The organism is Alloiococcus otitis ATCC 51267, assembly GCF_000315445.1.
Lineage (GTDB): Bacteria > Bacillota > Bacilli > Lactobacillales > Carnobacteriaceae_A > Alloiococcus > Alloiococcus otitis.
Genome location: NZ_JH992957.1, coordinates 430,653 through 451,113, shown reverse-complemented (window position 1 = coordinate 451,113; position 20,461 = coordinate 430,653). Strand labels below are relative to the sequence as shown.

The 20,461-nt window shown below is 44.5% G+C and carries 25 protein-coding genes; 3 read left to right on the top strand and 22 right to left on the bottom strand.

What is annotated here, in order from left to right; translation table 11 throughout:
* Positions 1 to 5: 5 nt before the first annotated feature.
* From HMPREF9698_RS02120 to lspA, 22 genes are all read right to left on the bottom strand, one after another.
* Positions 6 to 938, bottom strand: a complete 933-nt coding sequence (locus tag HMPREF9698_RS02120) for a daunorubicin resistance protein DrrA family ABC transporter ATP-binding protein (protein WP_003776850.1) — start codon at positions 936 to 938, stop codon at positions 6 to 8.
* A gap of 101 nt (positions 939 to 1,039) precedes the next feature.
* Positions 1,040 to 1,687, bottom strand: a complete 648-nt coding sequence (locus HMPREF9698_RS02115; protein ID WP_003776848.1) for a response regulator — start codon at positions 1,685 to 1,687, stop codon at positions 1,040 to 1,042.
* On the bottom strand, positions 1,680 to 2,792 hold the full coding sequence (locus HMPREF9698_RS02110) for a sensor histidine kinase (RefSeq protein ID WP_003776846.1): 1,113 nt from the start codon (positions 2,790 to 2,792) through the stop codon (positions 1,680 to 1,682). The genes HMPREF9698_RS02115 and HMPREF9698_RS02110 overlap by 8 nt, the downstream gene beginning before the upstream one ends.
* Before the next feature lie 111 nt (positions 2,793 to 2,903).
* Positions 2,904 to 3,026 (bottom strand): putative metal homeostasis protein, encoded by a 123-nt coding sequence (locus HMPREF9698_RS08910; protein ID WP_003776842.1) that lies wholly within the window; start codon positions 3,024 to 3,026, stop codon positions 2,904 to 2,906.
* Between the two features lie 21 nt (positions 3,027 to 3,047).
* Positions 3,048 to 3,317 (bottom strand): 30S ribosomal protein S14, encoded by a 270-nt coding sequence (rpsN, locus tag HMPREF9698_RS02105; protein ID WP_003776840.1) that lies wholly within the window; start codon positions 3,315 to 3,317, stop codon positions 3,048 to 3,050.
* 203 nt (positions 3,318 to 3,520) lie between these two features.
* Positions 3,521 to 3,943, bottom strand: a complete 423-nt coding sequence (locus HMPREF9698_RS09235; RefSeq protein WP_003776837.1) for an SDR family NAD(P)-dependent oxidoreductase — start codon at positions 3,941 to 3,943, stop codon at positions 3,521 to 3,523.
* Positions 3,934 to 4,272, bottom strand: a complete 339-nt coding sequence (locus HMPREF9698_RS09230) for an SDR family NAD(P)-dependent oxidoreductase (protein ID WP_003776835.1) — start codon at positions 4,270 to 4,272, stop codon at positions 3,934 to 3,936. The genes HMPREF9698_RS09235 and HMPREF9698_RS09230 overlap by 10 nt, the downstream gene beginning before the upstream one ends.
* Positions 4,273 to 4,511: 239 nt before the next feature.
* Positions 4,512 to 5,906, bottom strand: coding sequence for an alanine/glycine:cation symporter family protein (locus HMPREF9698_RS02090; protein WP_003776833.1), 1,395 nt, complete (start codon positions 5,904 to 5,906; stop codon positions 4,512 to 4,514).
* A 198-nt stretch (positions 5,907 to 6,104) separates the two neighbouring features.
* Positions 6,105 to 6,368, bottom strand: a complete 264-nt coding sequence (locus HMPREF9698_RS09270) for a barstar family protein (protein ID WP_003776831.1) — start codon at positions 6,366 to 6,368, stop codon at positions 6,105 to 6,107.
* Positions 6,369 to 6,899 carry a ribonuclease domain-containing protein gene (locus HMPREF9698_RS02080; protein WP_003776830.1) on the bottom strand — a complete coding sequence of 177 codons (531 nt, stop codon included), beginning with the start codon at positions 6,897 to 6,899 and terminating at the stop codon, positions 6,369 to 6,371.
* 45 nt (positions 6,900 to 6,944) lie between these two features.
* Complete coding sequence (locus HMPREF9698_RS02075) at positions 6,945 to 8,678, bottom strand: ABC transporter ATP-binding protein (protein WP_003776828.1); 1,734 nt, start codon at positions 8,676 to 8,678, stop codon at positions 6,945 to 6,947.
* A gap of 173 nt (positions 8,679 to 8,851) precedes the next feature.
* A complete protein-coding gene (locus HMPREF9698_RS02070) occupies positions 8,852 to 9,697 on the bottom strand; it encodes a patatin-like phospholipase family protein (RefSeq protein WP_003776826.1) in 846 nt (281 codons plus the stop codon).
* Positions 9,698 to 9,822: 125 nt separating this feature from the next.
* Positions 9,823 to 10,641: a hydroxyethylthiazole kinase gene (locus HMPREF9698_RS02065; RefSeq protein ID WP_003776825.1), complete on the bottom strand. Its 819-nt coding sequence runs from the start codon at positions 10,639 to 10,641 to the stop codon at positions 9,823 to 9,825.
* A gap of 198 nt (positions 10,642 to 10,839) precedes the next feature.
* Complete coding sequence (locus tag HMPREF9698_RS02060) at positions 10,840 to 11,280, bottom strand: hypothetical protein (RefSeq protein WP_003776823.1); 441 nt, start codon at positions 11,278 to 11,280, stop codon at positions 10,840 to 10,842.
* Between the two features lie 62 nt (positions 11,281 to 11,342).
* Positions 11,343 to 12,152: an ABC transporter ATP-binding protein gene (locus HMPREF9698_RS02055; RefSeq protein WP_003776822.1), complete on the bottom strand. Its 810-nt coding sequence runs from the start codon at positions 12,150 to 12,152 to the stop codon at positions 11,343 to 11,345.
* Positions 12,145 to 13,044 carry an ABC transporter permease gene (locus HMPREF9698_RS02050; RefSeq protein ID WP_003776820.1) on the bottom strand — a complete coding sequence of 300 codons (900 nt, stop codon included), beginning with the start codon at positions 13,042 to 13,044 and terminating at the stop codon, positions 12,145 to 12,147. The genes HMPREF9698_RS02055 and HMPREF9698_RS02050 overlap by 8 nt, the downstream gene beginning before the upstream one ends.
* Positions 13,041 to 14,033, bottom strand: coding sequence for a tryptophan ABC transporter substrate-binding protein (gene trpX / locus HMPREF9698_RS02045; protein WP_003776818.1), 993 nt, complete (start codon positions 14,031 to 14,033; stop codon positions 13,041 to 13,043). The genes HMPREF9698_RS02050 and trpX overlap by 4 nt, the downstream gene beginning before the upstream one ends.
* Before the next feature lie 306 nt (positions 14,034 to 14,339).
* Entirely contained in the window at positions 14,340 to 14,894 is a 555-nt protein-coding gene (locus HMPREF9698_RS02040) for a TIGR01440 family protein (RefSeq protein ID WP_003776817.1), read from the bottom strand.
* Between the two features lie 82 nt (positions 14,895 to 14,976).
* The gene (locus tag HMPREF9698_RS02035) at positions 14,977 to 15,468 is read right to left on the bottom strand and encodes a hypothetical protein (protein WP_003776815.1); all 492 of its coding nucleotides are present in this window, start codon (positions 15,466 to 15,468) and stop codon (positions 14,977 to 14,979) included.
* A 170-nt stretch (positions 15,469 to 15,638) separates the two neighbouring features.
* Entirely contained in the window at positions 15,639 to 15,989 is a 351-nt protein-coding gene (rplS, locus tag HMPREF9698_RS02030; RefSeq protein ID WP_003776814.1) for a 50S ribosomal protein L19, read from the bottom strand.
* 114 nt (positions 15,990 to 16,103) lie between these two features.
* On the bottom strand, positions 16,104 to 17,018 hold the full coding sequence (locus tag HMPREF9698_RS02025; protein WP_003776811.1) for an RluA family pseudouridine synthase: 915 nt from the start codon (positions 17,016 to 17,018) through the stop codon (positions 16,104 to 16,106).
* Positions 17,015 to 17,482: a signal peptidase II gene (gene lspA / locus HMPREF9698_RS02020; protein WP_003776809.1), complete on the bottom strand. Its 468-nt coding sequence runs from the start codon at positions 17,480 to 17,482 to the stop codon at positions 17,015 to 17,017. Before lspA ends, HMPREF9698_RS02025 begins: the two co-directional genes overlap by 4 nt.
* A 126-nt stretch (positions 17,483 to 17,608) precedes the next feature.
* Between lspA and HMPREF9698_RS02015 the strand changes: the two genes are divergently transcribed.
* Genes HMPREF9698_RS02015 through HMPREF9698_RS02005 form a run of 3 tightly spaced genes read left to right on the top strand, consistent with a single transcriptional unit; the run spans position 17,609 to position 20,461 of the window.
* Positions 17,609 to 18,262 (top strand): YkyA family protein, encoded by a 654-nt coding sequence (locus HMPREF9698_RS02015; protein ID WP_003776807.1) that lies wholly within the window; start codon positions 17,609 to 17,611, stop codon positions 18,260 to 18,262.
* Positions 18,259 to 19,098 carry a polysaccharide deacetylase family protein gene (locus tag HMPREF9698_RS02010; RefSeq protein WP_003776804.1) on the top strand — a complete coding sequence of 280 codons (840 nt, stop codon included), beginning with the start codon at positions 18,259 to 18,261 and terminating at the stop codon, positions 19,096 to 19,098. The genes HMPREF9698_RS02015 and HMPREF9698_RS02010 overlap by 4 nt, the downstream gene beginning before the upstream one ends.
* Positions 19,088 to 20,461 carry a putative glycoside hydrolase gene (locus HMPREF9698_RS02005; protein ID WP_003776802.1) on the top strand — a complete coding sequence of 458 codons (1,374 nt, stop codon included), beginning with the start codon at positions 19,088 to 19,090 and terminating at the stop codon, positions 20,459 to 20,461. The genes HMPREF9698_RS02010 and HMPREF9698_RS02005 overlap by 11 nt, the downstream gene beginning before the upstream one ends.

Here is a 20,461-nt window from a genome sequence, read left to right as displayed (position 1 = left end):
CCCTCCTAATCCCGCAATCGGCGGCCAGTCAAGTGTAGAAAGACATCTTCTAAACTAGGATTGTGGATGCTAAGCCGGTTGATTTCTAGATTTAATTGGTGGGCTATCTCAAAGACTTGGGTCATGGTTTCTTTTTCATTAGAGGCAATTAATTGATAACCCCTCTCAGTATCTAAGACTTGGTTGATATTGGCCTGGTCGAGGAGTTTTTCTTTAAAAGATGATGATTTTTGGACCAGGTCAACTTGGATGGACTTTTCATTATTGAGGATACTTTTCAAATCATCGATCGTTCCTGCTGCAATAATTTCCCCATGGTCCATAATGTAAACCCGGTCGCATAGTTTTTCGACTTCTTCCATGTAGTGACTAGTATAGAGGACGGTCATTCCTTGGCTCTGGTTGAGCTTCTTAACCATGTCCAGGATATGACTCCGGGACTGGGGGTCAATGCCCACGGTAGGCTCATCCATAACTAAGATCTGAGGAGCCTGTATCAGGGCTACCCCGATATTTAACCGCCGCTTCATTCCGCCTGAATAGTTTGTTACCCTCTCCTTCTGCCGGTCTTTTAGGCCAATTTCTTCCAGAATTGTTTGGATCCGGTCTTCTAAATCTTTTCCCTTTAACTGATAGACCTTGCCAAAAAACTTTAAGTTTTCATAGGCGGTCAATTCTGGGTAAAGGGCAATCTCTTGGGGAACGAGACCGAGTGCCTGACGTAGAGGTTTAGGATTTTTAAAGCAATCCTCACCCTTGTATATGAGGCTCCCTGAATTAGCTTGCATCAAGGTAGACAGAATAGATATAGTCGTTGACTTACCTGCCCCATTGGGACCTAATAAACCGACTGACTCCCCTTCTTCTAAATGAAGGCTGAGGTCTTTGACAGCTTGGAATTTTTTGAAGCTTTTATTGATTTGCCGAGCTTCTAACATGGTCTTCCCTTCTCTCTTTTTGATGTAGTTAGAGTATAGCCAAAAAAGGGCAGTCAAAACACTGCCCTCGGTCACGACTTAATGTGACTTTAGTCATCTCTTTAAGTGATATTGTTGTGGATAGCATAGATAGCCAGTTGGGTTCGGTCTCTCAATTCAAGTTTGTCCAAAAGAGTGGACACCAAGTTTTTCACTGTTCCAACTGATAGAAATAATTCCTGGCTGATCTCCTGGTTACTCAAGCCTCGACCAAGATAAGTGAGGATTTGTAATTCCCTTTCAGTTAAGTTACCTGTTTTAACCTGGTCCTTAACCTGGCTGGGCCTAGCCTGTTTGATTAACTGGGGTAAGACCTTGGCTGCCACCTGATCTTCTAAGACCAGCCCTCCCTTATAGGCACTCTTGATGGACTGGGTTAAACGGTCGGCCTCCCCATCTTTGAGTAAGTAACCCCTCACCCCATATTTCAGGGCTTCTAAGGCATAATCTTCATCATTAAAGGTCGTAAGCATTAGGATGATCAGATCTGGCCACTTTTTTCGGATGGTCCGAGCGGCTTCTAGGCCGGTCATGACTGGCATTCGGATGTCGAGTAAGGCCAGGTCAAAGGCTTGGTCTCGGCAAAGTTCAAGTGCTTCCTGGCCATTTTGAGCCAGTCCGGTCACTTTGAGGTCGCTGTCCATTTCTATCATTAATTTCAAGCTTTCACGGACCAAGGCTTGGTCTTCGGCTAGTAAAATCTTAATCATGAATATAGCCTCCTAAAGGAATTTGGCCAATTACTGAAAAGGTCTGGTCAGATTGGTCGAGGGTTAAGTGGCCATTTAGTTGAGTCAAACGGCTCCTTATATTGGTCAGGCCAAAGCCCTCCTTAATTTTAACCGGTTTTTGTAAGGGATGGTCAACCTGAAAGCGGATGTCCCGGCTGGCGACCAGGCTGATGGTAATTTCAGCTTTTTTGACCTGGGAATGGCGCATCATATTGGTCAGAGCTTCCTGGACAGTCCGGTAAATGGCTACTGCCTGGTCGTTAGATAGGGATAGACCTAAAACATTTGCCCCCAACTTGATGGTCAAGTTCAGTTGACTTTCTATTTCTAACTTCCGGATGAGCTGGATAATAGCTGGAATGCCGGACACTTCTTCGGTCTGCATGGTTTGGACGGCCATGCGGGTTTCATATAAAGAAGTCTGAGCTAGTTTTTTTAATTGGGCTAGTTGGCCCCTAGTTGAGGGGTCGTCTTCTTTTAGACGGGCGACTTCCAATTGCTTTAACAAGGCCGTGAGCCGGTGTCCCACAGAGTCATGGATCTCCCGGGCTAGCCGGTTTCGTTCTTCTTGCCGGATATGGTCATCCATGGCCACTGACTCTTTTTTAAGCATGGTTAAGAGATCTTCAAGTTGGCTGATCTGGCCAGCCTGCTTTTGGTTTAGGTCTTTCAGGCTAGTGTAATGCCAGGCAACCAGACCTAGGAAAAGCCAGGATAAGCTGACAACGGCTAAGGCAGGCCAATGGGAACTAGTAACTAGGCGGATAGCGGTTAGGGTATAGGAATAAAGGGCAAATAAAAGCACTTGATTGTGCTTGAAGTCCTTGACTAAATAGCTAAAAAGAAACATAAAAATCAACACGATAAAGCTTGGCTGGTTAGTCTCAAAGGATAACAAAGCTAACATGAGGGGTAAGAGCCAGGTAGCCAGTGATCGAAAAGGCTTTCTTAATATTGGTAAAAGAAAAAAGGTTAGGAAAAAAGCTAAAGACAAGACTAATCCAAATTGGCCAAAGCTAAAGGCCATGGCAGTAATGAACCAAGACAAAAATATCAGGATAAAGTTGGGCCAAAAATTTACCATCTTTTCTTTACCTCCTACTTACTAACCTAAGTTTACAGGATAATAAGGATTTTGCCTAGGAGCTTATGAATAGAAAGACCATAAAAAAGAGGCCGGTTTACGGCCTCTTTTTTATTTAATTCCCTTTAGCTTTTTCTTGTGCTGTTTAATCATCTTCAAGCCACGACGGGCTGTTTTTTTATTTGGGCTTTTCATTAGCCGGTAAGCTACTGCTAAGTCTTCTTTTGCTGCCACTTTACCTCCTCCTTTCAACTTTTACCAAGAGGCTTTTTTGACACCAGGGATCTTCCCTTGGTGGGCATACTTGCGGAAGTTGAGCCGGGACAGACCAAATTTCCGCATATAACCATGGGGCCGTCCATCGATCCGGTCCCTGTTCCGCAAACGAGTAGGTGAAGCATCTCGGGGTAACTTGGCCAAGCCTTCATAGTCATGCTTGTCCTTCAATTCTTGGCGTAGGTCGCGGTACTTTTCGACCATTGCCTCTTGTTTTTTCAATTTTGCAATTTTAGATTTCTTTGCCAATCGGAAAACCCTTCCTCTATTTAATTCGTAACTATTACGATTTAAAATTATAGCTAATTTTTTCCCTTCTGTCAAGCTGGTTATCAAAAAAGATGACCGACTAGACATTGATCTAAGACGGTCACCCCAATAGCTATATGAGTAAAGGTCATTATTGAATTGTTGACTAGGATTACCAAAATCGATTGAGGACCGTCAGCACACTAAACACCCATCCCCCCGTCTACCCTGTATTGGACACCGGTAATAAAGTCGCTGGCATCATCTGCCAAAAAGAGGACCAAATTGGAGATGTCAGAGGATTCTGCATAGCGGCCTATTGGGATAGACAAGGACATATCTTCTTGACTGGACCCCATCCCTTCTTCTACGGCTCTCATCATCCGGGTATTGACCGGTGAAGGATGGACCGAATTGACCCGGACATTGTCGGCTGCTAATTCCAGGGCTGCTGCCTTAGTTAAGCCAACAACCGCATGCTTAGAAGCGTTATAAGGTGACATGCCCAGGGAACCGTCTAAGCCGGCCACGGAAGCCATATTGATGATGCTGCCTCGACCAGCTTCTAGCATGACCGGGACAACATACTTCATACCTAAAAAGACACCGTTTACATTTACATCCAAGACTTTAGTAAAGTCCTCAAAACTTTGTTCATGAATAGGAGCAACCTTGCCTTCAATACCAGCATTGTTAAAGAAAATGTCGATACCAGAAAATTCATCAAGGGTTTTTGGACATAGTGTTTCACGTCTTCTTCTTTCGTCACATCCGCTACTATGGTAATGACCTTGCCGAATTCTTTTAATTCTTCCCTGGATTCGTTTAAGGCCTCTTGGGAAATATCGACTAAGGCAACATTGCCCCCTTCTTGTAAGAAATCCTTAGCAGTTACCTTACCGATGCCACCAGATCCACCAGTTATGACAACGTTTTTACCTTCAAACCTTGACATGGGAATTCCTCCTTGTCTTTTGGGTCGACTTCTGCTACTACTATTATTTTATAATAAGATAAGTGTGTTTTTTAATATAATTTAATTATATATCTACCCATATATATTATCGAAAAATGATCAAAAAAATTATTATAAAACAAGCAAATTTTAATTAGGTCAAGTCCTTCATTAGCCCGACAAGGCTTAGGCCACAAAAAAACTAGCAGGCAGGAACCTGCTAGTTGAGCTTGCTAAGTCTAATCATTTGACATGTATTTCGGATTATCGAAGAAGTCTTCCTTGATGGCCTTGACCTCACCATTGAGCATGATAATACCGATCATATTCGGTAGGACCACAAAGGCTAGAGCCAGGTCTAGGTAGGCTCCAGCATTTTCAAAACTGATGAACATGGAGACCAAGATCATCCCACAGGCGATGGCTCTGAGCAAGAGACCTCCAGTCCGACCAAACAAGTATTCAGCTTGTTTCTCGCAGTAGAAGACGATGACAATCATCGTAGAGACGACAAAGAGGAAGAGGCAGATGGAGATAACCACTGAACCAAAGACACCCAAGGATTCATTAATGGCTCGCTCTACCGCAACCGGCATGGTCTCGTTCAAAGCTTGTTCACTCATACCCGGAGTCCAAACCCCAGTAACCAAGATAATTAGGCCGGACATGGTACAAACAACCAGGGTGTCGATAATCACTTCAAAGACACCCCAAACCCCTTGACGGGCTGGGTGGTCAGTGGTCGCCGCAGCGTGGCCAAAACCAGTAGTTCCGAGTCCAGCTTCGTTGGAGTAGACACCACGAGCTACCCCATTTCGGATGACATTTTGGAGGGTGGCTCCAACAAAACCGCCGGAAATGGCTTTCGGGTTGAAGGCCCCAACAACAACCATCCGAAGGGCGTTAGGAATTTGGTCGATATGCATAACTAGGATAATGGCACCCAAAACCAAGTAAGTAATGGCCATGTAAGGAACTAGTTTTTCGGACAATCTTCCAATCGACTTGACCCCACCGTAAACGACCAAAACAGTTAAAATAAAGATCGCAATAATGGTGATATTGCGGGCAAGGGTATTATCAATTCCGATGGCAGCCGCTACATTCTCAACAGGACCAGCTGCCGAGATGGTCTGCAAGGAAATAGAGGGTAGAATTTCAATCATCAAGATAAATGAAACTAAAAAGCCTAAAATTTTCCCAATATTATTCCGGATCCCCTTGCGGAAGACATAGCTGGCACCACCTATGTACTCCCCATCTTCATTTTTCTCCCGATACTTGATGGCTAGGGCTACTTCCCCAAACTTAGTTGCAGAAGTCAAAATTCCTGAAACCCACATCCAAAAGAGGGCACCAGGTCCAGCTAGGAAGATAACGGTTGGGGCGACAACGATATTGGCAGCACCGATGGAGGAAGCTAGGGCTGTGGTCATGGCCTGGAAGGCTGTAACGGTCCCCCGTCCATTGTCGTCATTTGAAAATAACTGACCAAAGGTTTCCTTCAAAATAAAAGGTAGGTGCCTAATTTGGAAAAATCTTGTGCGGAGGGTAAGTAGGATGCTCCCCCCTAGCACTAAGATAATCATGGGTTGCCAAATCAAATCTGCTAATTCTTGTATATCTGGTAACATGGTATTCCTTTCTAATTTTACATTCACACACCCATCTTTGCAGGTATCAAATGCACACCACATTTGTAATCAGGGAAACCGTAATGGACAGTTATTCAACATCTACAAGTATTAGGTATAAGGGACAGCAACATTCTAATAAAACAGTAAATATGTTCTAATTATACACACTTCCTGAAACAAGTCAAATAAATTTCATTATTTATATATTATTTTATAACAAGTTAAATTCTGATCCAGGCTCTGGAAAAATCTTTGTAGCTTTAGTCCTCGACTCGATTCTTTTAATAGCCTGCTTTGCCTTAAGATAACTAGACAGTCATCTTCTTTTTCACTGAGGCAGTCCCACAGGGCATCCAGGTTGTTGCCTGAACAGTTAGTTAAGTCTAAACGGTCTTTCAGGTAATTAAGGTCTTGGCCGGCTTGGATTAAGTCTCGGCAATGAATGGTCACTATATCCATCTAAACCCCCTTAGCTTGGCTGGGTTGGACTTCTTCAAAGTTATCGTAATGGTCGTCAGTGTAAAAATACAAGCCGTCATCTGAGAAGACTAGGCGTTCAGCATTGCGAAAGCCTCCATCATAATTGATATCTGCCTCATAATATTGCCGGCCAGGCTCATCCGGTAAGTTCCCCTCAAAGTTGCCAAAGACGTCGCCTCCTATGGACATGCCGGGGGCCACTTCATCTAAATTGCCTTCACTAGGTACCCAACCTAAGTTACGGGCTTCTTCCTTGGTCAGGTAATTATCTGGCAATTGCTGAAAGTTATCGATAAAGTCCACCACATTTTGCTTGTCAGTGTAGTGGCCGTTTGGGTCTAATGCTCCTACTTCAGCCTGACCTTCTTCATCCTTCCAAGTTTGTTGGCTTGCAGCTTGGTCACTACCCTGACTAGCTTCTTCACCGACTAGGTCTATCCCAAACAGGCCAAGCAAGCCCAGGATTAGGGCAGCTAGGGCAGACAGGACTTGTTTTTGTTTTTTGGTCATGACTTGCCTCTCTCTATGATGCTTTTAGCATAATTTAACTGAAGTCTAGTCTAAACTTCTGGAGTAAAGTCTATAGTAGTAACCTTTTTGATCCATCAGGTCTTGGTGGCTACCTTGTTCGATAATGCCATCGTCGGTTAAAACGTAGATTAGGTCTGAATCCTCAACCGTTGTCAAGCGGTGGGCAATAGTGATGGTGGTCCGTCCTTGGGCTAATTTATCCAAGGATTCTTGCACAACTAACTCACTTTGGTTGTCTAAGGCAGAAGTCGCTTCATCTAGGATTAAGATAGGTGGGTTTTTTAAGAAGACCCGGGCAATGGAAATTCTTTGTTTTTGTCCGCCTGATAGCCGGGCCCCTCTTTCCCCAATATTGGTGTTGAAGCCTTCTGGTAGTTCACGGATAAAGCCAGTAGCCCCAGCAAGGTCGGCAGCCTGGCGGATTTCCGCATCGCTAGCATCCAACTTCCCATACCGGATATTATCCGCTATGGTTCCAGCGAAGAGGTAGACATCTTGTTGGACAATCCCGATATGGTCTCTTAAAGAAAAGAGGCTGATGTCTTGGATATTGTGGCCGTCAACGAGGATTTCTCCTGACGTTAAATCATAAAAACGGGGGATTAGGTTGATTAAAGTGGACTTGCCTGCCCCGGATGGTCCTACAAAGGCCACTTGCTGGCCGGGTTCAATGGTAAAGTTGATGTCATCCAAGACCCTCTCCCCATTGTGGTAGTCAAAAACTAGGTGGCGGGCTTCAATTCTTCCAGCCACATCTTCCAATTCAATCGGATGGGAGGAATCGATAACCCGTGGTTTAGCAGTCATCACTTCATGGAAGCGTTGGATACCGGTTAACCCCTTTTGGAAGTTTTCGGTAAACTGGATGATCCGCTTCAAACTGGTAATCAGCATATTGATGTACATAATAAAGACAATCATGTCAGAAGCCAGCATGGACCCATTTAAGATCAAGACACCTCCCATGACCAAGACGATAATATACATAACCCCTTCAAAGGCGGAAGTAACGGTCATAAAACCGGCCATGGAGATATAGTATTTTTTCTTAATGTAGTAAAAGTCCTCATTACCTGTTTTAAACTTATTAATTTCCTGATCTTCATTGGCAAAACTTTTGACCACATTGATACCAGACAAGGAATCTTCAATCCCAGAATTTAATTTCCCAATCTGCCGGCGTTGGTTCATCTGCTCATGACCCATTTTTTGCCGGAACTTACGGGAGACGACAAACATCAAGGGCAGCATGATAAAGATCACCAAGGTCAAAGGTAGGTTGATAATGCCTAAAATAATAAAGGAAACCACGGTTTGGACCGCAAAAATCAGGTATTCTTCGGGGGCGTGGTGGCTGAATTCGGTAATGTCAAACAGGTCATTGGTCACTTTGGACATTAACTCCCCTACCCGGTTTTCATTGTAGTAGTCATTGTCCAAGGCCATGAGGTGGTCAAAGAGGTCGCGCCGCATATCGGTTTCAATCAAAGCACCCATCCGGTGGCCAACATTGGTCATGTAGTAGCGGGCAATTACTTCAACGACTTTTAAAACGATAAAGATTAAGGACAGGCTGGCTATTATACTACCAGTTAAGCTACCACTGGCTCCGTAATTGGTGAGTTGTCGCAAGACAAGGGGCAGGATAAAGCCAGCCAGGGTGGTTAAGAGTGCAAATATCAAGTCATAAACTAAGATATGTTTATATTTTGAAAAATACGGTTTAATCACTTTGATTAAGTCCAATGTTGACAACATAAAAAATCCCCTTTGCAAAACATTACCACAATAGTATAACAATTTTTCATGGTGTCAACAAATCAAGTTTTTTGTTAATTGGTTCGAATAAAGTTAGCAAGTAAAAAGCCCCCACATGCTAGCTGGAGACTTTGATATTCTTTGGTTTGTGTCAGTTGACTTTAAACCTACCATTAATCTTTTTTCAGGTAGTCAATCATATCGGGATAGTTGGCCTGGATATCTTTGAGGCCGGTTTTATAAGCATAAATATATCGTTGGGGGTCTTTTTCCATCCGGGAGATATTTAAGTCCCTAGAAGGTCTGATAACAAAGACCTCTCCTTGGTCCTCTAAAGCCTTGACCTCATCCAGAGTCTGGTTGTATTCCAAGTAACGGTTTTTTAAGCGGTCGGCAAATTCAGGATAATTGCGGTAAGCCAAGTCAATCAGTAAGGGGTTGGTCTTAGACTTGCGGTAGTCTAAGGGTTGGGTCAAGACAATCACAATCTTGTCATAACCCAAGTCCATTGCCTTTTGGTAAGGAATGGAGTCCGCCACTCCCCCATCTAAATAATGCTGACCGTCGATTTCCACCGGTTGGGAAACGAAGGGCAAGGAAGAAGAGGCCCGGAAAACTTCCACATCCTGGTGGGCATCCTGGACCTTGAAGTGTTCAGCTAAACCTGTTTCTAGGTTGGTGACTGTGACATAAAAATCTGACTCAGCTTGCTTGAATTTTTCATTGTCAAAGGGGTCTAATTCTAAGGGCAAGACATGGAAGGCATAGTTTTCGTCCACCATATTCCCTGTCTTGATCAAGTTTTTTAAGCTAACAAAACGTTTGTCATTAACGTAATTTAAGTTGTATCGGATGGTCCGGTATTGGTCTTTGGACAGTAAGTTAATCCCAAATAAGGCACTAGCCGATACCGTAAATAAGGCATCAAACTCAATACCCGTCCCAATAAAATAATCTAAAATGGCAGCTGTGTACAAGCCACGCATGCCCCCACCTTCCATTACTAAAGCCGTTTTCATCTAATCATCCTTTGCATCCTGGTTTGAATCAATCTATTATAAAAATTTTAACAAAAAATCCAGGATAAAACGAGTATTTAGACTAGGATCAAAAAAGGACAGTCCCAGTAGGCTGTCCTTTTAACTTAATCTTTTAGGGTGAATGGGTATTGGCTAACCGCTTTGGGGTCAATTTTTTCTAGGGCATCAATTAATTTGAGTTCGAAGGTCCCAATACCGTCAGACACTTGCTCAGCCTGGTTGCCGGCTTCTTCCAAGACCAAGCAAGCTACCAAGGCAGCTGGGAGGGGGTCTTCTACCCCGGCATAGGCTGAGATGAGGCCCCCTAAAATGGAGTGGATACCGGTTAATTTATCCAGGTAATGGGCCTTGCGTTCTACACAGTAAACTTGGTCGGGGCTTGCTATGAGGGTTTTTTCGCCAATGATAACCACCACCCCTCCCGTATGGTCAGCAATGGCCACTCCTGCTGCTAAGGCTTCTTCAGCAGGGGGTTGGGGACTTAAACTGTCACTAGGCCGGCCACCGTCACAGGACCATAAGTTAGCCAAGGAAAGAATTTCAGCTGGTCTCCCCTTGATGATGGTAGGCTGGTAGCCTTTAAATTGTCGCAATAGTCGCGTTCTTAAAGATCCTAAGCCAATACCTACAGGGTCTAGGAGCCAGGTTTTGCCACTTTTGGCTAGTATGCGACCAGCTTGGGGGATGGTATCTTCAAATATCGGCAGGATGGTCCCAACGTTAATATAAAAAGCATCCGTCTTGTCGATCATAGCTTCTGCCTCGTCAGGCATATTCACGATTGCCGAGCCAGCACCAATTGCATTTTGACTTCTAGCCACAAAATCATTGGCTAAAACGCCGGTCACTGCCCCTACTATGGGGTGGTCTTGCCGAACTGTTTCGATACAGCTTTCGATTAGGTCTTGCGAAATCTCATCCAAAATGGTCACTCCTCTTCACTAGTCATCATTTCCACTATAACCATTATAACTGAAAATTGCTAAAAACTTAACTAGTGACTACAAAACCTATACTGAAAGGCCTCAACTAGGTCCTAGCTAAACCTATAAAAAAGTGGATGAGAAAAGGCCCTTGTAAATGGCAAGGGCCTTGGCTTAATCATCTATAGGGTTTAAAGCTTAGTCATCAATTTGGAAGAGGGGTTGACCTTCTTGGTTGTAAACCAAGCTCCGGGCGACTTTGGGACTGGCCATGGCCATGATCAGCCGGTCCCGGTAAGGTTCGGCTAATTGGTCAAAGAGGTATTGGTTGTCATCTAAATCAAGGGCCTTTCGTTTGGCTAGGATTTGGTCATGCTTGTAGAGTTTGTAAGATTTGGAAGGCAGCTTTTGGTCACTTTGTACCGCTTCAATCCGGTAGAAGGAATAGTCATCGATGTATTTGACTTCTAGGGCCCCAGTATTGGTTCGGTAAATTTCATAGTCATAATCTTCCTGGTTAATTTCCCACCAGGTCAAGATGGCTTCCTTGGCCTCGTCTTCACTCTTGTAGGTCCCATGCTCTTTTCTGACATCATCACGCTTGTTAATCCAGTAAATTGTATAGTAAGTATTTGACATCTTAACCCAACTTTCCTTGCTTTTGCCTAATATACCATAGAAAGCCCTCTTTTGAAACAATCTTAATCGGACAAGAAAAGGGAATCGGTCACTTCTTGGTCCAGGGTCTGGTTTTGGAAGAGGTCCAAAACCTTGTCAACTGTTAGTTCATCCTTGGCTTGTCCTTTCATGTCCAAGATAATTTGTCCTTGGTGGAGCATAATGAGCCGGTTGCCGTAATCAATTGCCTGTCTCATATTGTGGGTGATCATAAGGCTGGTGATTTGGTCTTCTTTAATGGCTTGGTCTGTCAGGGCCATCACCTTACCAGCAGCTTTAGGGTCTAAAGCAGAGGTATGCTCATCTAAGAGGAGGAGCTTAGGCTTTTTAATGGTGGCCATCAAGAGGGAGATAGACTGACGCTGACCGCCTGACAGCAGGTCTAAGCTGTCATCCAGCCGGTCTTCTAAGCCAAGGTCCAGACTGGCTAAGAGTTTTTTAAAGTAGGCCTTGTTTGTACTGGTTAAGGACCGGCCGAAAAGCCGTCTTTCCCCTCTCTTCATGGCAATAGCCAGGTTTTCAGCGATAGTCATCCTTGGGGCAGTCCCCAAACTTGGGTTTTGAAAGACCCGGGCAATGTCTTTGGCCCGGTTAACCTCCCCCGTCCGAGTGATATCTTTTCCCTCCATTTGAATCTGGCCTGAATCAGGCTTAGTAGCTCCCGAAATAACATTGAGTAAGGTAGACTTGCCTGCCCCATTGCCCCCAATGACACTGATGAAATCCCCCTTGTGAATGGTTAAGTTTAAGCCTTTCAGGACTTGTTTTTCATCAAGGGTACCAGGGTTAAAGGTCTTTTTAATATTGGATAAGTGGAGTAATCGCTCAGTCATTGTCTCCCTCCTTCATGGCTTTTAAATTGGATTGGTAATGCTTGAAAAAATGTGGCAAGGCGATGACAAGTGCCAATAAGATTGCCGAGACCAGTTTTAAGTCGTTGGGCTGGAGCCCCAAGGATAGGGCCAGGGAAATGAGGAGCCGGTAGATAATCGACCCCACGGCCAAGGAAGTGAGCCGGACCCCTAGCGAGACATTGGCATAAATCACTTCAGCCAGCATCAAGGAGGCCAGTCCAATGACAATGGTCCCAATCCCCATGCTGATATCAGCGTAACCGTTATTTTGGGCAATTAAGGACCCAGACAAGGCCACAAAGCCATTGGACAACATAAGGGCTAAAATTTTCATTTGTTGGATCTTGACCCCCATGGAAGCCGCCATACGCTCATTATCCCCTGTAGCAATTAAGGCTTGTCCGAGGTCAGTTTTAAAAAAGAGGTGTAAGCCAGCAACAATGACAGTCAAAATCAAGCTGGCTAGGAGGATTAGGTTGGTTTGGCTAGGAAGGTTAAAGACCTTGTCTAAGATTTGGGTAAACCGGTCTTGGTTGAGTAAACTGATATTGGCCTGGCCCATAATCCGTAAGTTTATGGAGTAAAGGCCCGTCATGGTCAAGATACCGGCTAGGAGGGTTGGAATGTTTAACTTATTAATTAAAAGACCAGTCACCAAACCAGCCAGCATACCAGCTACAAATCCCATAAGGGTAGCTAGGAGTGGGTTAAACCCGCTTGCAATCATGGCAGCAGAAACAGCTGCCCCTAAGGGAAAGGCTCCTTCAATGGTCAAGTCGGCTATTTGTAGGATACGGAAAGAAAGGAAAATCCCGATAGCCATGACGGCCCATAATAACCCTTCCGCTATGGAAACAATGATTAAGTTCATTCTTGACCTCCCTCTATTAGGATGTCTGCTTCTTCTAGGATTTCAGACGGGATGGTCAAGCCTAAGCGATCGGCCTGGTCAGGGTTAACCACGAGTTCTGTCTCTGTAGGATCTTGGACAGGAAGATTAGCAATGTCTGCTCCAGCTAAAACTTCCAAGGCCATTTGCCCGCTCAACCGTCCGATTTGATACTGGCTCAGTCCCCGGGTTGCTAGTCCCCCACTTGCCACCATTTCATAAACTGCTGGGAAGATGGGAACCTGGTTGTCGTTAGCCACTTCGACCAGGCTGGGAAAGGCAGAAGCAATATTATTGTCCGTTCCCACCCAGATAGCCTCCACTTCCTGGCATAATTGGGCAGCTACTTGGATGAGGTCATTTGGCGAAGAAATAGTCGCTTCCTTGACCTCCATACCAAGGGACTGGGCATAGTCTTTTGCGGCTTGACTTTGCTTGGCTGAATTAACCTCACCACTGGAGTAAATAATCCCCAAGCTTGACAAGTCTGGTAGGATGGTTTGGATAAGGTCGATTTGGTCCTGGTAGGGGGTTAGGTCTCTCACCCCACTAATATTTCTACCCGGTTGATTTAAGTCTTTCATTAAGCCAGCTTCGATTGGATCGGTGACACCAGCCATGATAATGGGAATATCTGAGCTTGCATTAGCCAAGGCCTGGACAGCTGGGGTGGCAATTCCAATCATCAGATCTGCCTCTTGGTAAACAAATCGTTGGGACATGGTATTAAGGTTGTTTTGGTCCCCCTGGGCATTTTGCAGGTCAATTTCGACTTGGCTGCCATCTTCTTCAAAGCTATCTTGGATGCCTTGTTGGATTTCATCCAGGGATGGGTGGCTGACCAATTGTAGGATGCCAACACTCACTTCTTGGTCTAGGCTAGCCTGACCTTGTTCTGGATCCTGGTAGGAAACCGTGTAATAGGAAACAATGGCAATGAGGACCGCAATGGTGGCAAGTAATTTTTTCAATCTTTTCCCTCCTAATTAAAAATTAGTTTAAAATAAAAAACAACCGTAGTTGACTACGGTTGTGAAAAACCGCACAGACTTATCCGATCTATGCGGTTTTTGCTCTATAAACGCATAGATACAGGTCAATCGAGTTGATCAGCTGTATCTAGGCTTACTTGATTTTAGTTAAGCAGACACAGCTACTATGCGATTTTGCCACAAAAAACCTGAAACAGGATTTAAAATTTGATTCGCTTGTTGCATGGGTCTACCTCCCTAGTTTTCATCAGTTTTAAACTACTTATCTCAAGCGATTAAGTCAACTTATTCATACTCAGCCCGTTCGCCACCGATGTTTTTAGGTCGAGACCGAAGGGCAGTTAAATGGGCTTGTCCAATTTGGTCAATATCAAAACGGACAGGAACCTGGACAAATTTCACCTGCATCCCAATAAAGGTGTCCCCAATGTCCAAACCAGCATCAGCTGTGATGTGTTCCACCATAACCGGGTCGTCTAAGAGGTCATAGGCGGCAACTGTGCCTGATCCACCCGCATGAAGGGCTGGTTTGACATTAACAATTTCTAAATTGTGGCTTTTAGCGTATTCCCGGTCCACCACTAAGGCCCGGTTAATGTGCTCACAACCCTGGGTAGCCAGGTAAATCCCCTTATCATCTAAGATGGATTTGATTTTGGAGACAATTGCCTTACCGATTTCAGCATTGGAATTTTTCCCAATTTGCCCACCGACAACTTCACTGGTACTCAAGCCTAAAACGAGGGCCTGGCCAGCTTCCAGTTTTGCTTCTTCAAGCAAGTCATAGGTTACTTTCTCTACCTGGTCTAACAACTGCTTTTCATCGTAATCTTGTGCCAATCTAAACACTCCTATTATATATTTTTGTTACTCCCAATATTAGTTTTGTCAGATCGGACCTGGTAGGCAAATTGATTATAAATTAGTTAGCTTGGTTGGATTGGCTTAGGTCTAAGCCAGAAATTTGGTCTAGTTCTTGGTAAAGGGCGCGCAAGATGCGGGCACCGAAGACAAAAGTATTGATAAGGGGTCTAACGTCTTCACCTGTAATACCTAAGTTACGCATAATTAATTCGCCATCTTTGGAAATGGCAAAGTGATAGTAGCCACTTCGCACCCGGTTGAGTTCATTTAATTCTTCAAGGACAGACCCTATCTTGTTGCGGTCAGTAACGTAACCAATTCTATTGTAGGTAATTTGGTAGTTAACCCGGTCGCTAGGTGATTCTTGAATAATAACAGAGCAGGGAACAACCTTGTCTTTGTTAACTTGTAGGCCGGTTTGGAAGGCGTGTTGCTTTTGGGTCACTTCTTCCCCATCTTTGTTTTTAATCGGTTGTTCAACAACCCGGTCTTTAAACTTCACATTCTGATCATCGGCAAGTTGCTTGAATTTTTCGGTAATCAAACTCATAATATTCCTCCAAAAGTCTATGTATACATTCAGTATAACTTATTTTGACAAATAAACAAATTATTTTACTATCTTGCCCTAGCCTAGGATCTTAACGAGTCAATATGAATGATTTTTAACATAAAAAATGACCAAACCTATCGAAAGTAGGTTTGGTCATTTGTGGCCACTTAACGGCGCATTTGTTCACGGATTCGGGTTGCCTTACCAGTCCGTTTGCGTAAGTAGAATAATTTAGCTCTACGAACGCGACCACGGCGGGTAACTTCGATCTTAGCAACACGTGGGGAGTGAACTGGGAAAGTCCGTTCTACCCCAACTCCGCTAGAAATTTTACGAACAGTGTACATTTCACTGATTCCTTGTCCTCGGCGACTGATAACAACGCCTTCGAACAATTGGATACGTTCACGGCTCCCTTCGACAATGCGGGCGTGAACGCGGACAGTATCACCAGGTCTAAAGTCTGGAATATCATCTCGTAACTGCTCTTTGGTAATTTCTTCGATCAATGGGTTCATTTTTCTACTCCTCTCGCGCAACCATCTTGGGTGCTTGGTCCTAGCGGATGACTGCATGATATGGTGCTACCACCAATTAAACATACTAGCATAAAGGCTTCAAGCTTGCAAACTTTATTTGTATTTTAAGTCTAATTCTTTTAAGGTTTGCTGAAAAACTTGCGGCAAGTCGCTAGTAAAGGATAGGCGCTGGCCAGTTCTGGGATGGTCAAAGCCTAAAGTCTTAGCGTGTAAGTATTGGCCTGGTCCCTCAAGGGTCTTCTTCGGACCGTATAGGGGGTCTCCGGCTAAAGGAAAGCCAATATAGGCTAGGTGGACCCTGATTTGGTGGGTCCGGCCGGTCTCCAGTTGGCACTGGATGAGACTATAGTCTTGGCCAAAGTAGCGGATAAGGTCAAAATGGGTGATGGCCTCTTTCCCATTCTCAGTGACGGCATATTTCTTCCGGTCTTTTGAGTCGCGTCCGATTGGAGCATCGATAGTCCCTTTTGGATGAGGGACGTGGCCATGAACCAAGGCTAGGTAGTGACGGTCAACCGTCTTGTCTTTTAACTGCTTGGATAAGGACTGGTGGGCCAGGTCATTTTTAGCTACGACCAAAAGACCCGATGTGTCCTTGTCTATCCGGTGGACAATACCTGGCCGCAATTCTCCGTTGATACCAGACAAGTTGTCCAGTTGGTATAAAAGGGCATTGACCAAGGTATGGTCTGGGTGACCTAGGCTGGGGTGGACGACCATGTTTTGGGGTTTATTCACCACAGCTAGGTCTGAGTCTTGGTAGACAATAGGGACTGGAATAGCTTCAGCTTCTAAGTTAACTTCTTGAACTGGCGGGATGGTAAGGACTACCTTGTCCCCTTTGGCGACTTGGTAGTTGGCTTTTACAGCCTGGCCATTGACGGTCACCTGGTCTGTTTGAATCAAGTCTTGAATTTTAGACCGGGATAAATCATTGAGTTGATCACTTAAGACCTTGTCCAGACGCCCCTTTTCTTGGTCTATCCGGACTTCTCTTCTTTCAGTCATCCTTCCTCCCCTCCTTTCATCATGTATTCGTCGTAAAGGACTGCTACAAGCATCAAAATAACCCCAGTTGTTAGGGCTATATCAGCAATATTAAAGATTGGAAAGGACATAAAGTCAACTTGGATCATATCGATAACGTACTGGTGGAATAGGCGGTCAATAAAGTTACCCAGGGCGCCACCAATCATAAAAGCAATAGCCGTTGCCAGGAGGGCTGACTTCTTACCTTCCTTGTGGAGAAGGTAGATTAAAAAGGCCACGACTAAGATGGTGACAAGGTAAAAAAAGACCATCTGTCCTTCAAATATACTCCAAGCTGCCCCAGTGTTTTGGACATGGGTCAAAGACAAGACATTGGGAATCAAGTTTATAGTCTGGCCTAAGTCTAGATTGCTGGCTGTTAAATACTTGGTTAATTGGTCAAGAATGATAATGACCAAGCTGATAAAATAATATTGGATCATGCTTTAATAGCTCCTTTTGTGAAATTAATGGCCACAAGTGGTCAATATTAGGGGAATATGATTAACATCCTAACTTATTTACTGTAGAATGGAAATACCAATCTTACATTACGAAGGAGTTTGAACTTGAATAAATTAGTCAAGACACTGGTTAGTTCTTCCAGCCTTTTTCTACTTGCTGGATGCACTAATTATAGTATATCAAGCGTCAGTGATACAACAAGTAATCTTCAAGAAGATAGTCAGGCCATGGTAGACCAATTTAATGAGCTCTACGATACAGAGGCTGACTTAATGGATACTTTTGAAGAAGACCTTGGATCTGAAGAAGGTTTAGATCGTTTCACAAGTGAAGATGCTGAAGTTTTTGAAAATGTCAACCAACGGCGCGAACAAGTGGAAAGTATTTTGGACCTCAACCAAAGCATCACTGACCAGGCTGATTATTTAGCAGATTATGACGGTGAGGAACTGAACCAAGAAGAAGTCCAAGCCTTGGCTGACAACTTACATAATTTTACTGACCAAGTTGAAGCCTATACCGACCAATACCAAACTAGTTTAGATAACCAGGAAACTTTCTTCCAAGATATTGGCTCCGATGAAGTCTCGGGGGAAGAATTTCTCCAAGGTCTAGAAGATATTGAAGCAGAGGATGAAGACTTGAAGAACCAAGCCTCCGATTTAAATGCAGAATTTGATCAAATTTTGGACCAAATCGATGACTTTGCCCAAAGTGTTAACGAGGAAGAAAACAATCAGGAAGGTGAAAACGAATGAAAAATAAAATGAAAGGCTTCTTACCCCTCCTAGTCGCTCCCCTCATCTTGGTAGCTTGCTCAGGTGACCAAGAAGACCAAGAAAATGAAGCCCAAGAGGAAAACACTGAAGAAGTAGAAGACCAACAAGGTCAAGATGGCCAAGAAGCTAGCAATGAAAGCGACCAGGCTGAAGCGGACCAAGAAGCACAGTACACATTAAATGAAGAAAGCTTTCGGATTGAACCGATTGAAGGAAGCGGAGCGGACAGTCAGGTGGTCCTGATGACCTTTGATGATGCGCCTGACAATTATGCCTTAGAGATAGCAGAGATTTTGCATGACCACGACGTTCCTGCTATTTTCTTCGTCAATGCTATGTACTTGGATGACCAAGAAGGCCAAGACCAACTCCAAGCCATCCACGACATGGGCTTTGAAATTGGCAACCACACCTATAACCACCCCAACCTGCAAGAAATATCTGAAGAAGCCCAAAGAGCTGAGATCGTTGATACCAACGACCGAGTTGAAGAACTCATTGGGGTTAGACCTCGCTTTTTCCGCCCACCCTTTGGGGCTCAGACCGACTACTCCTACCAGGTGGCTGAAGAAGAAGGCATGCAGTCTATGAACTGGTCTTATGGCTACGACTGGGAGAGCCAGTACCAAGACCCCGATGCCCTAGCAGACATTATGGTGAATAGTGAATTCTTATCCGATGGTGCTAACTTGCTCATGCACGACCGAGAGTGGACCAAGGATGCTGTTGAAGATATTATCCTCGGTTTTGAAGAAAAAGGATATGGGTTTGTCGACCCTAGTTTAATTGAAAGTGGGAATAAAGATGCCGCATAAAAAATTAATCGGCTCGCTGGTCAGTTTCCTAATCTTGTCTTCAGCTAGCCTCCCTGCCCTAGCCCAAGAAGAAAGTGACCAAGCTGACGAAAATACAGAAGCTGTCCAAGACCAAGAAACAGACGGTCAGGAAGACCAAGAGGACCAAGCAGGTTCAGAAAATGAAGAAGATGGTGGTGAAGAAGCTGGCGATGATCAAGACCAGGAAGTGGAATTGGATGGCCCCCTCCGCATTAATGAAGATCCTATCCTAGCCATCCCCAAAAACTTCCCTCCCGAATTGTCTTACGGTCCCGATGAAGTTGTAGCCTACCCTGAAGATGGGGTTAAGGGGATTTACGTAACCGGCCCAACGACAGCAGAAGCTAACTTCCAAAACTTAATCAACATGGTGAATTCCACTGACTTGAACTCCATGGTGATCGATGTCAAGGAAGATTACGGGCAAGTCGTTTTGGATTTTGACAGCGATAGCCAGGCCATCCAAAATGCCAGCAACCCCTTTTCTGATGCTGAGGAAGTTGTTGAGACCCTTAAGGAAAATGACATCTACCCTATCGCCCGGATTGTTGTCTTTAAAGATACAGTCCTAGCTGAAGAAAGACCGGACTTATCCTTTACCCAGGCGGATGGAACGCTTTGGAAAAATGGCCGGGGCGAAGCCTTCGTTAACCCTTACGAGCAGGAAGTTTGGGACTACAACATTGAAATCGCCAAGGCAGCCGCTGAAGTTGGCTTCCGCGATATCCAATTTGACTATGTCCGCTTCCCAGAAGGTTTTGAAACTCGGGACGAAGAACTCCAATACAGTCGGGGCAAATATGATGACTCCACTACAAATTCTGAACAAAGGATTGACACCGTTAAGAGCTTTGTCGAACATGCCAGAAATGAACTCATCCCTTATAATGTGGACGTTTCCGTTGATATTTTTGGCTATGCAGCAGCTATCCAAGAAGCACCTGGTATCGGACAAAGCTTCCAAGGTATTTCTGAACATGTGGATGCCATTTCGGCCATGGTCTACCCTAGCCACTGGGGGCCAGGTAACTTTGGCATTGAAAAGCCCGACCTAGAACCTTACAGCACTGTCGATGAATACATGAAGTTAGAAAATGTCCTCCTCGATGAACTGGGCAGTGATGCACCCCAATCCAGACCTTGGATCCAAGACTTTACAGCTAGCTACCTTGGAGCAGGAAACTACAAGGAATATGGTGCGCAAGAAGTCACCGACCAAGTCAAGGCCCTCCATGATAATGGGGTTGATGAGTTCCTCCTTTGGGATGCTAGCAACAACTACTCCCAGGGTGCTACCTACTCCTTTGAGGGACAAACAGAAAATGAAAGCGAAGCAGAATAG

Bases quoted from the DNA above. Each gene is read 5' to 3' on its own strand.
- HMPREF9698_RS02120 (WP_003776850.1), bottom strand. From the start codon at position 938: ATGTTAGAAGCTCGGCAAATCAATAAAAGCTTCAAAAAATTCCAAGCT.
- HMPREF9698_RS02115 (WP_003776848.1), bottom strand. From the start codon at position 1,687: ATGATTAAGATTTTACTAGCCGAAGACCAAGCCTTGGTCCGTGAAAGC.
- HMPREF9698_RS02110 (WP_003776846.1), bottom strand. From the start codon at position 2,792: ATGGTAAATTTTTGGCCCAACTTTATCCTGATATTTTTGTCTTGGTTC.
- HMPREF9698_RS09230 (WP_003776835.1), bottom strand. From the start codon at position 4,272: ATGTCAAGGTTTGAAGGTAAAAACGTTGTCATAACTGGTGGATCTGGT.
- HMPREF9698_RS02090 (WP_003776833.1), bottom strand. From the start codon at position 5,906: ATGTTACCAGATATACAAGAATTAGCAGATTTGATTTGGCAACCCATG.
- HMPREF9698_RS09270 (WP_003776831.1), bottom strand. From the start codon at position 6,368: ATGGATATAGTGACCATTCATTGCCGAGACTTAATCCAAGCCGGCCAA.
- HMPREF9698_RS02080 (WP_003776830.1), bottom strand. From the start codon at position 6,899: ATGACCAAAAAACAAAAACAAGTCCTGTCTGCCCTAGCTGCCCTAATC.
- HMPREF9698_RS02075 (WP_003776828.1), bottom strand. From the start codon at position 8,678: ATGTTGTCAACATTGGACTTAATCAAAGTGATTAAACCGTATTTTTCA.
- HMPREF9698_RS02070 (WP_003776826.1), bottom strand. From the start codon at position 9,697: ATGAAAACGGCTTTAGTAATGGAAGGTGGGGGCATGCGTGGCTTGTAC.
- HMPREF9698_RS02060 (WP_003776823.1), bottom strand. From the start codon at position 11,280: ATGTCAAATACTTACTATACAATTTACTGGATTAACAAGCGTGATGAT.
- HMPREF9698_RS02055 (WP_003776822.1), bottom strand. From the start codon at position 12,152: ATGACTGAGCGATTACTCCACTTATCCAATATTAAAAAGACCTTTAAC.
- HMPREF9698_RS02050 (WP_003776820.1), bottom strand. From the start codon at position 13,044: ATGAACTTAATCATTGTTTCCATAGCGGAAGGGTTATTATGGGCCGTC.
- HMPREF9698_RS02035 (WP_003776815.1), bottom strand. From the start codon at position 15,468: ATGAGTTTGATTACCGAAAAATTCAAGCAACTTGCCGATGATCAGAAT.
- rplS (WP_003776814.1), bottom strand. From the start codon at position 15,989: ATGAACCCATTGATCGAAGAAATTACCAAAGAGCAGTTACGAGATGAT.
- HMPREF9698_RS02025 (WP_003776811.1), bottom strand. From the start codon at position 17,018: ATGACTGAAAGAAGAGAAGTCCGGATAGACCAAGAAAAGGGGCGTCTG.
- lspA (WP_003776809.1), bottom strand. From the start codon at position 17,482: ATGATCCAATATTATTTTATCAGCTTGGTCATTATCATTCTTGACCAA.
- HMPREF9698_RS02010 (WP_003776804.1), top strand. From the start codon at position 18,259: ATGAAAAATAAAATGAAAGGCTTCTTACCCCTCCTAGTCGCTCCCCTC.
- HMPREF9698_RS02005 (WP_003776802.1), top strand. From the start codon at position 19,088: ATGCCGCATAAAAAATTAATCGGCTCGCTGGTCAGTTTCCTAATCTTG.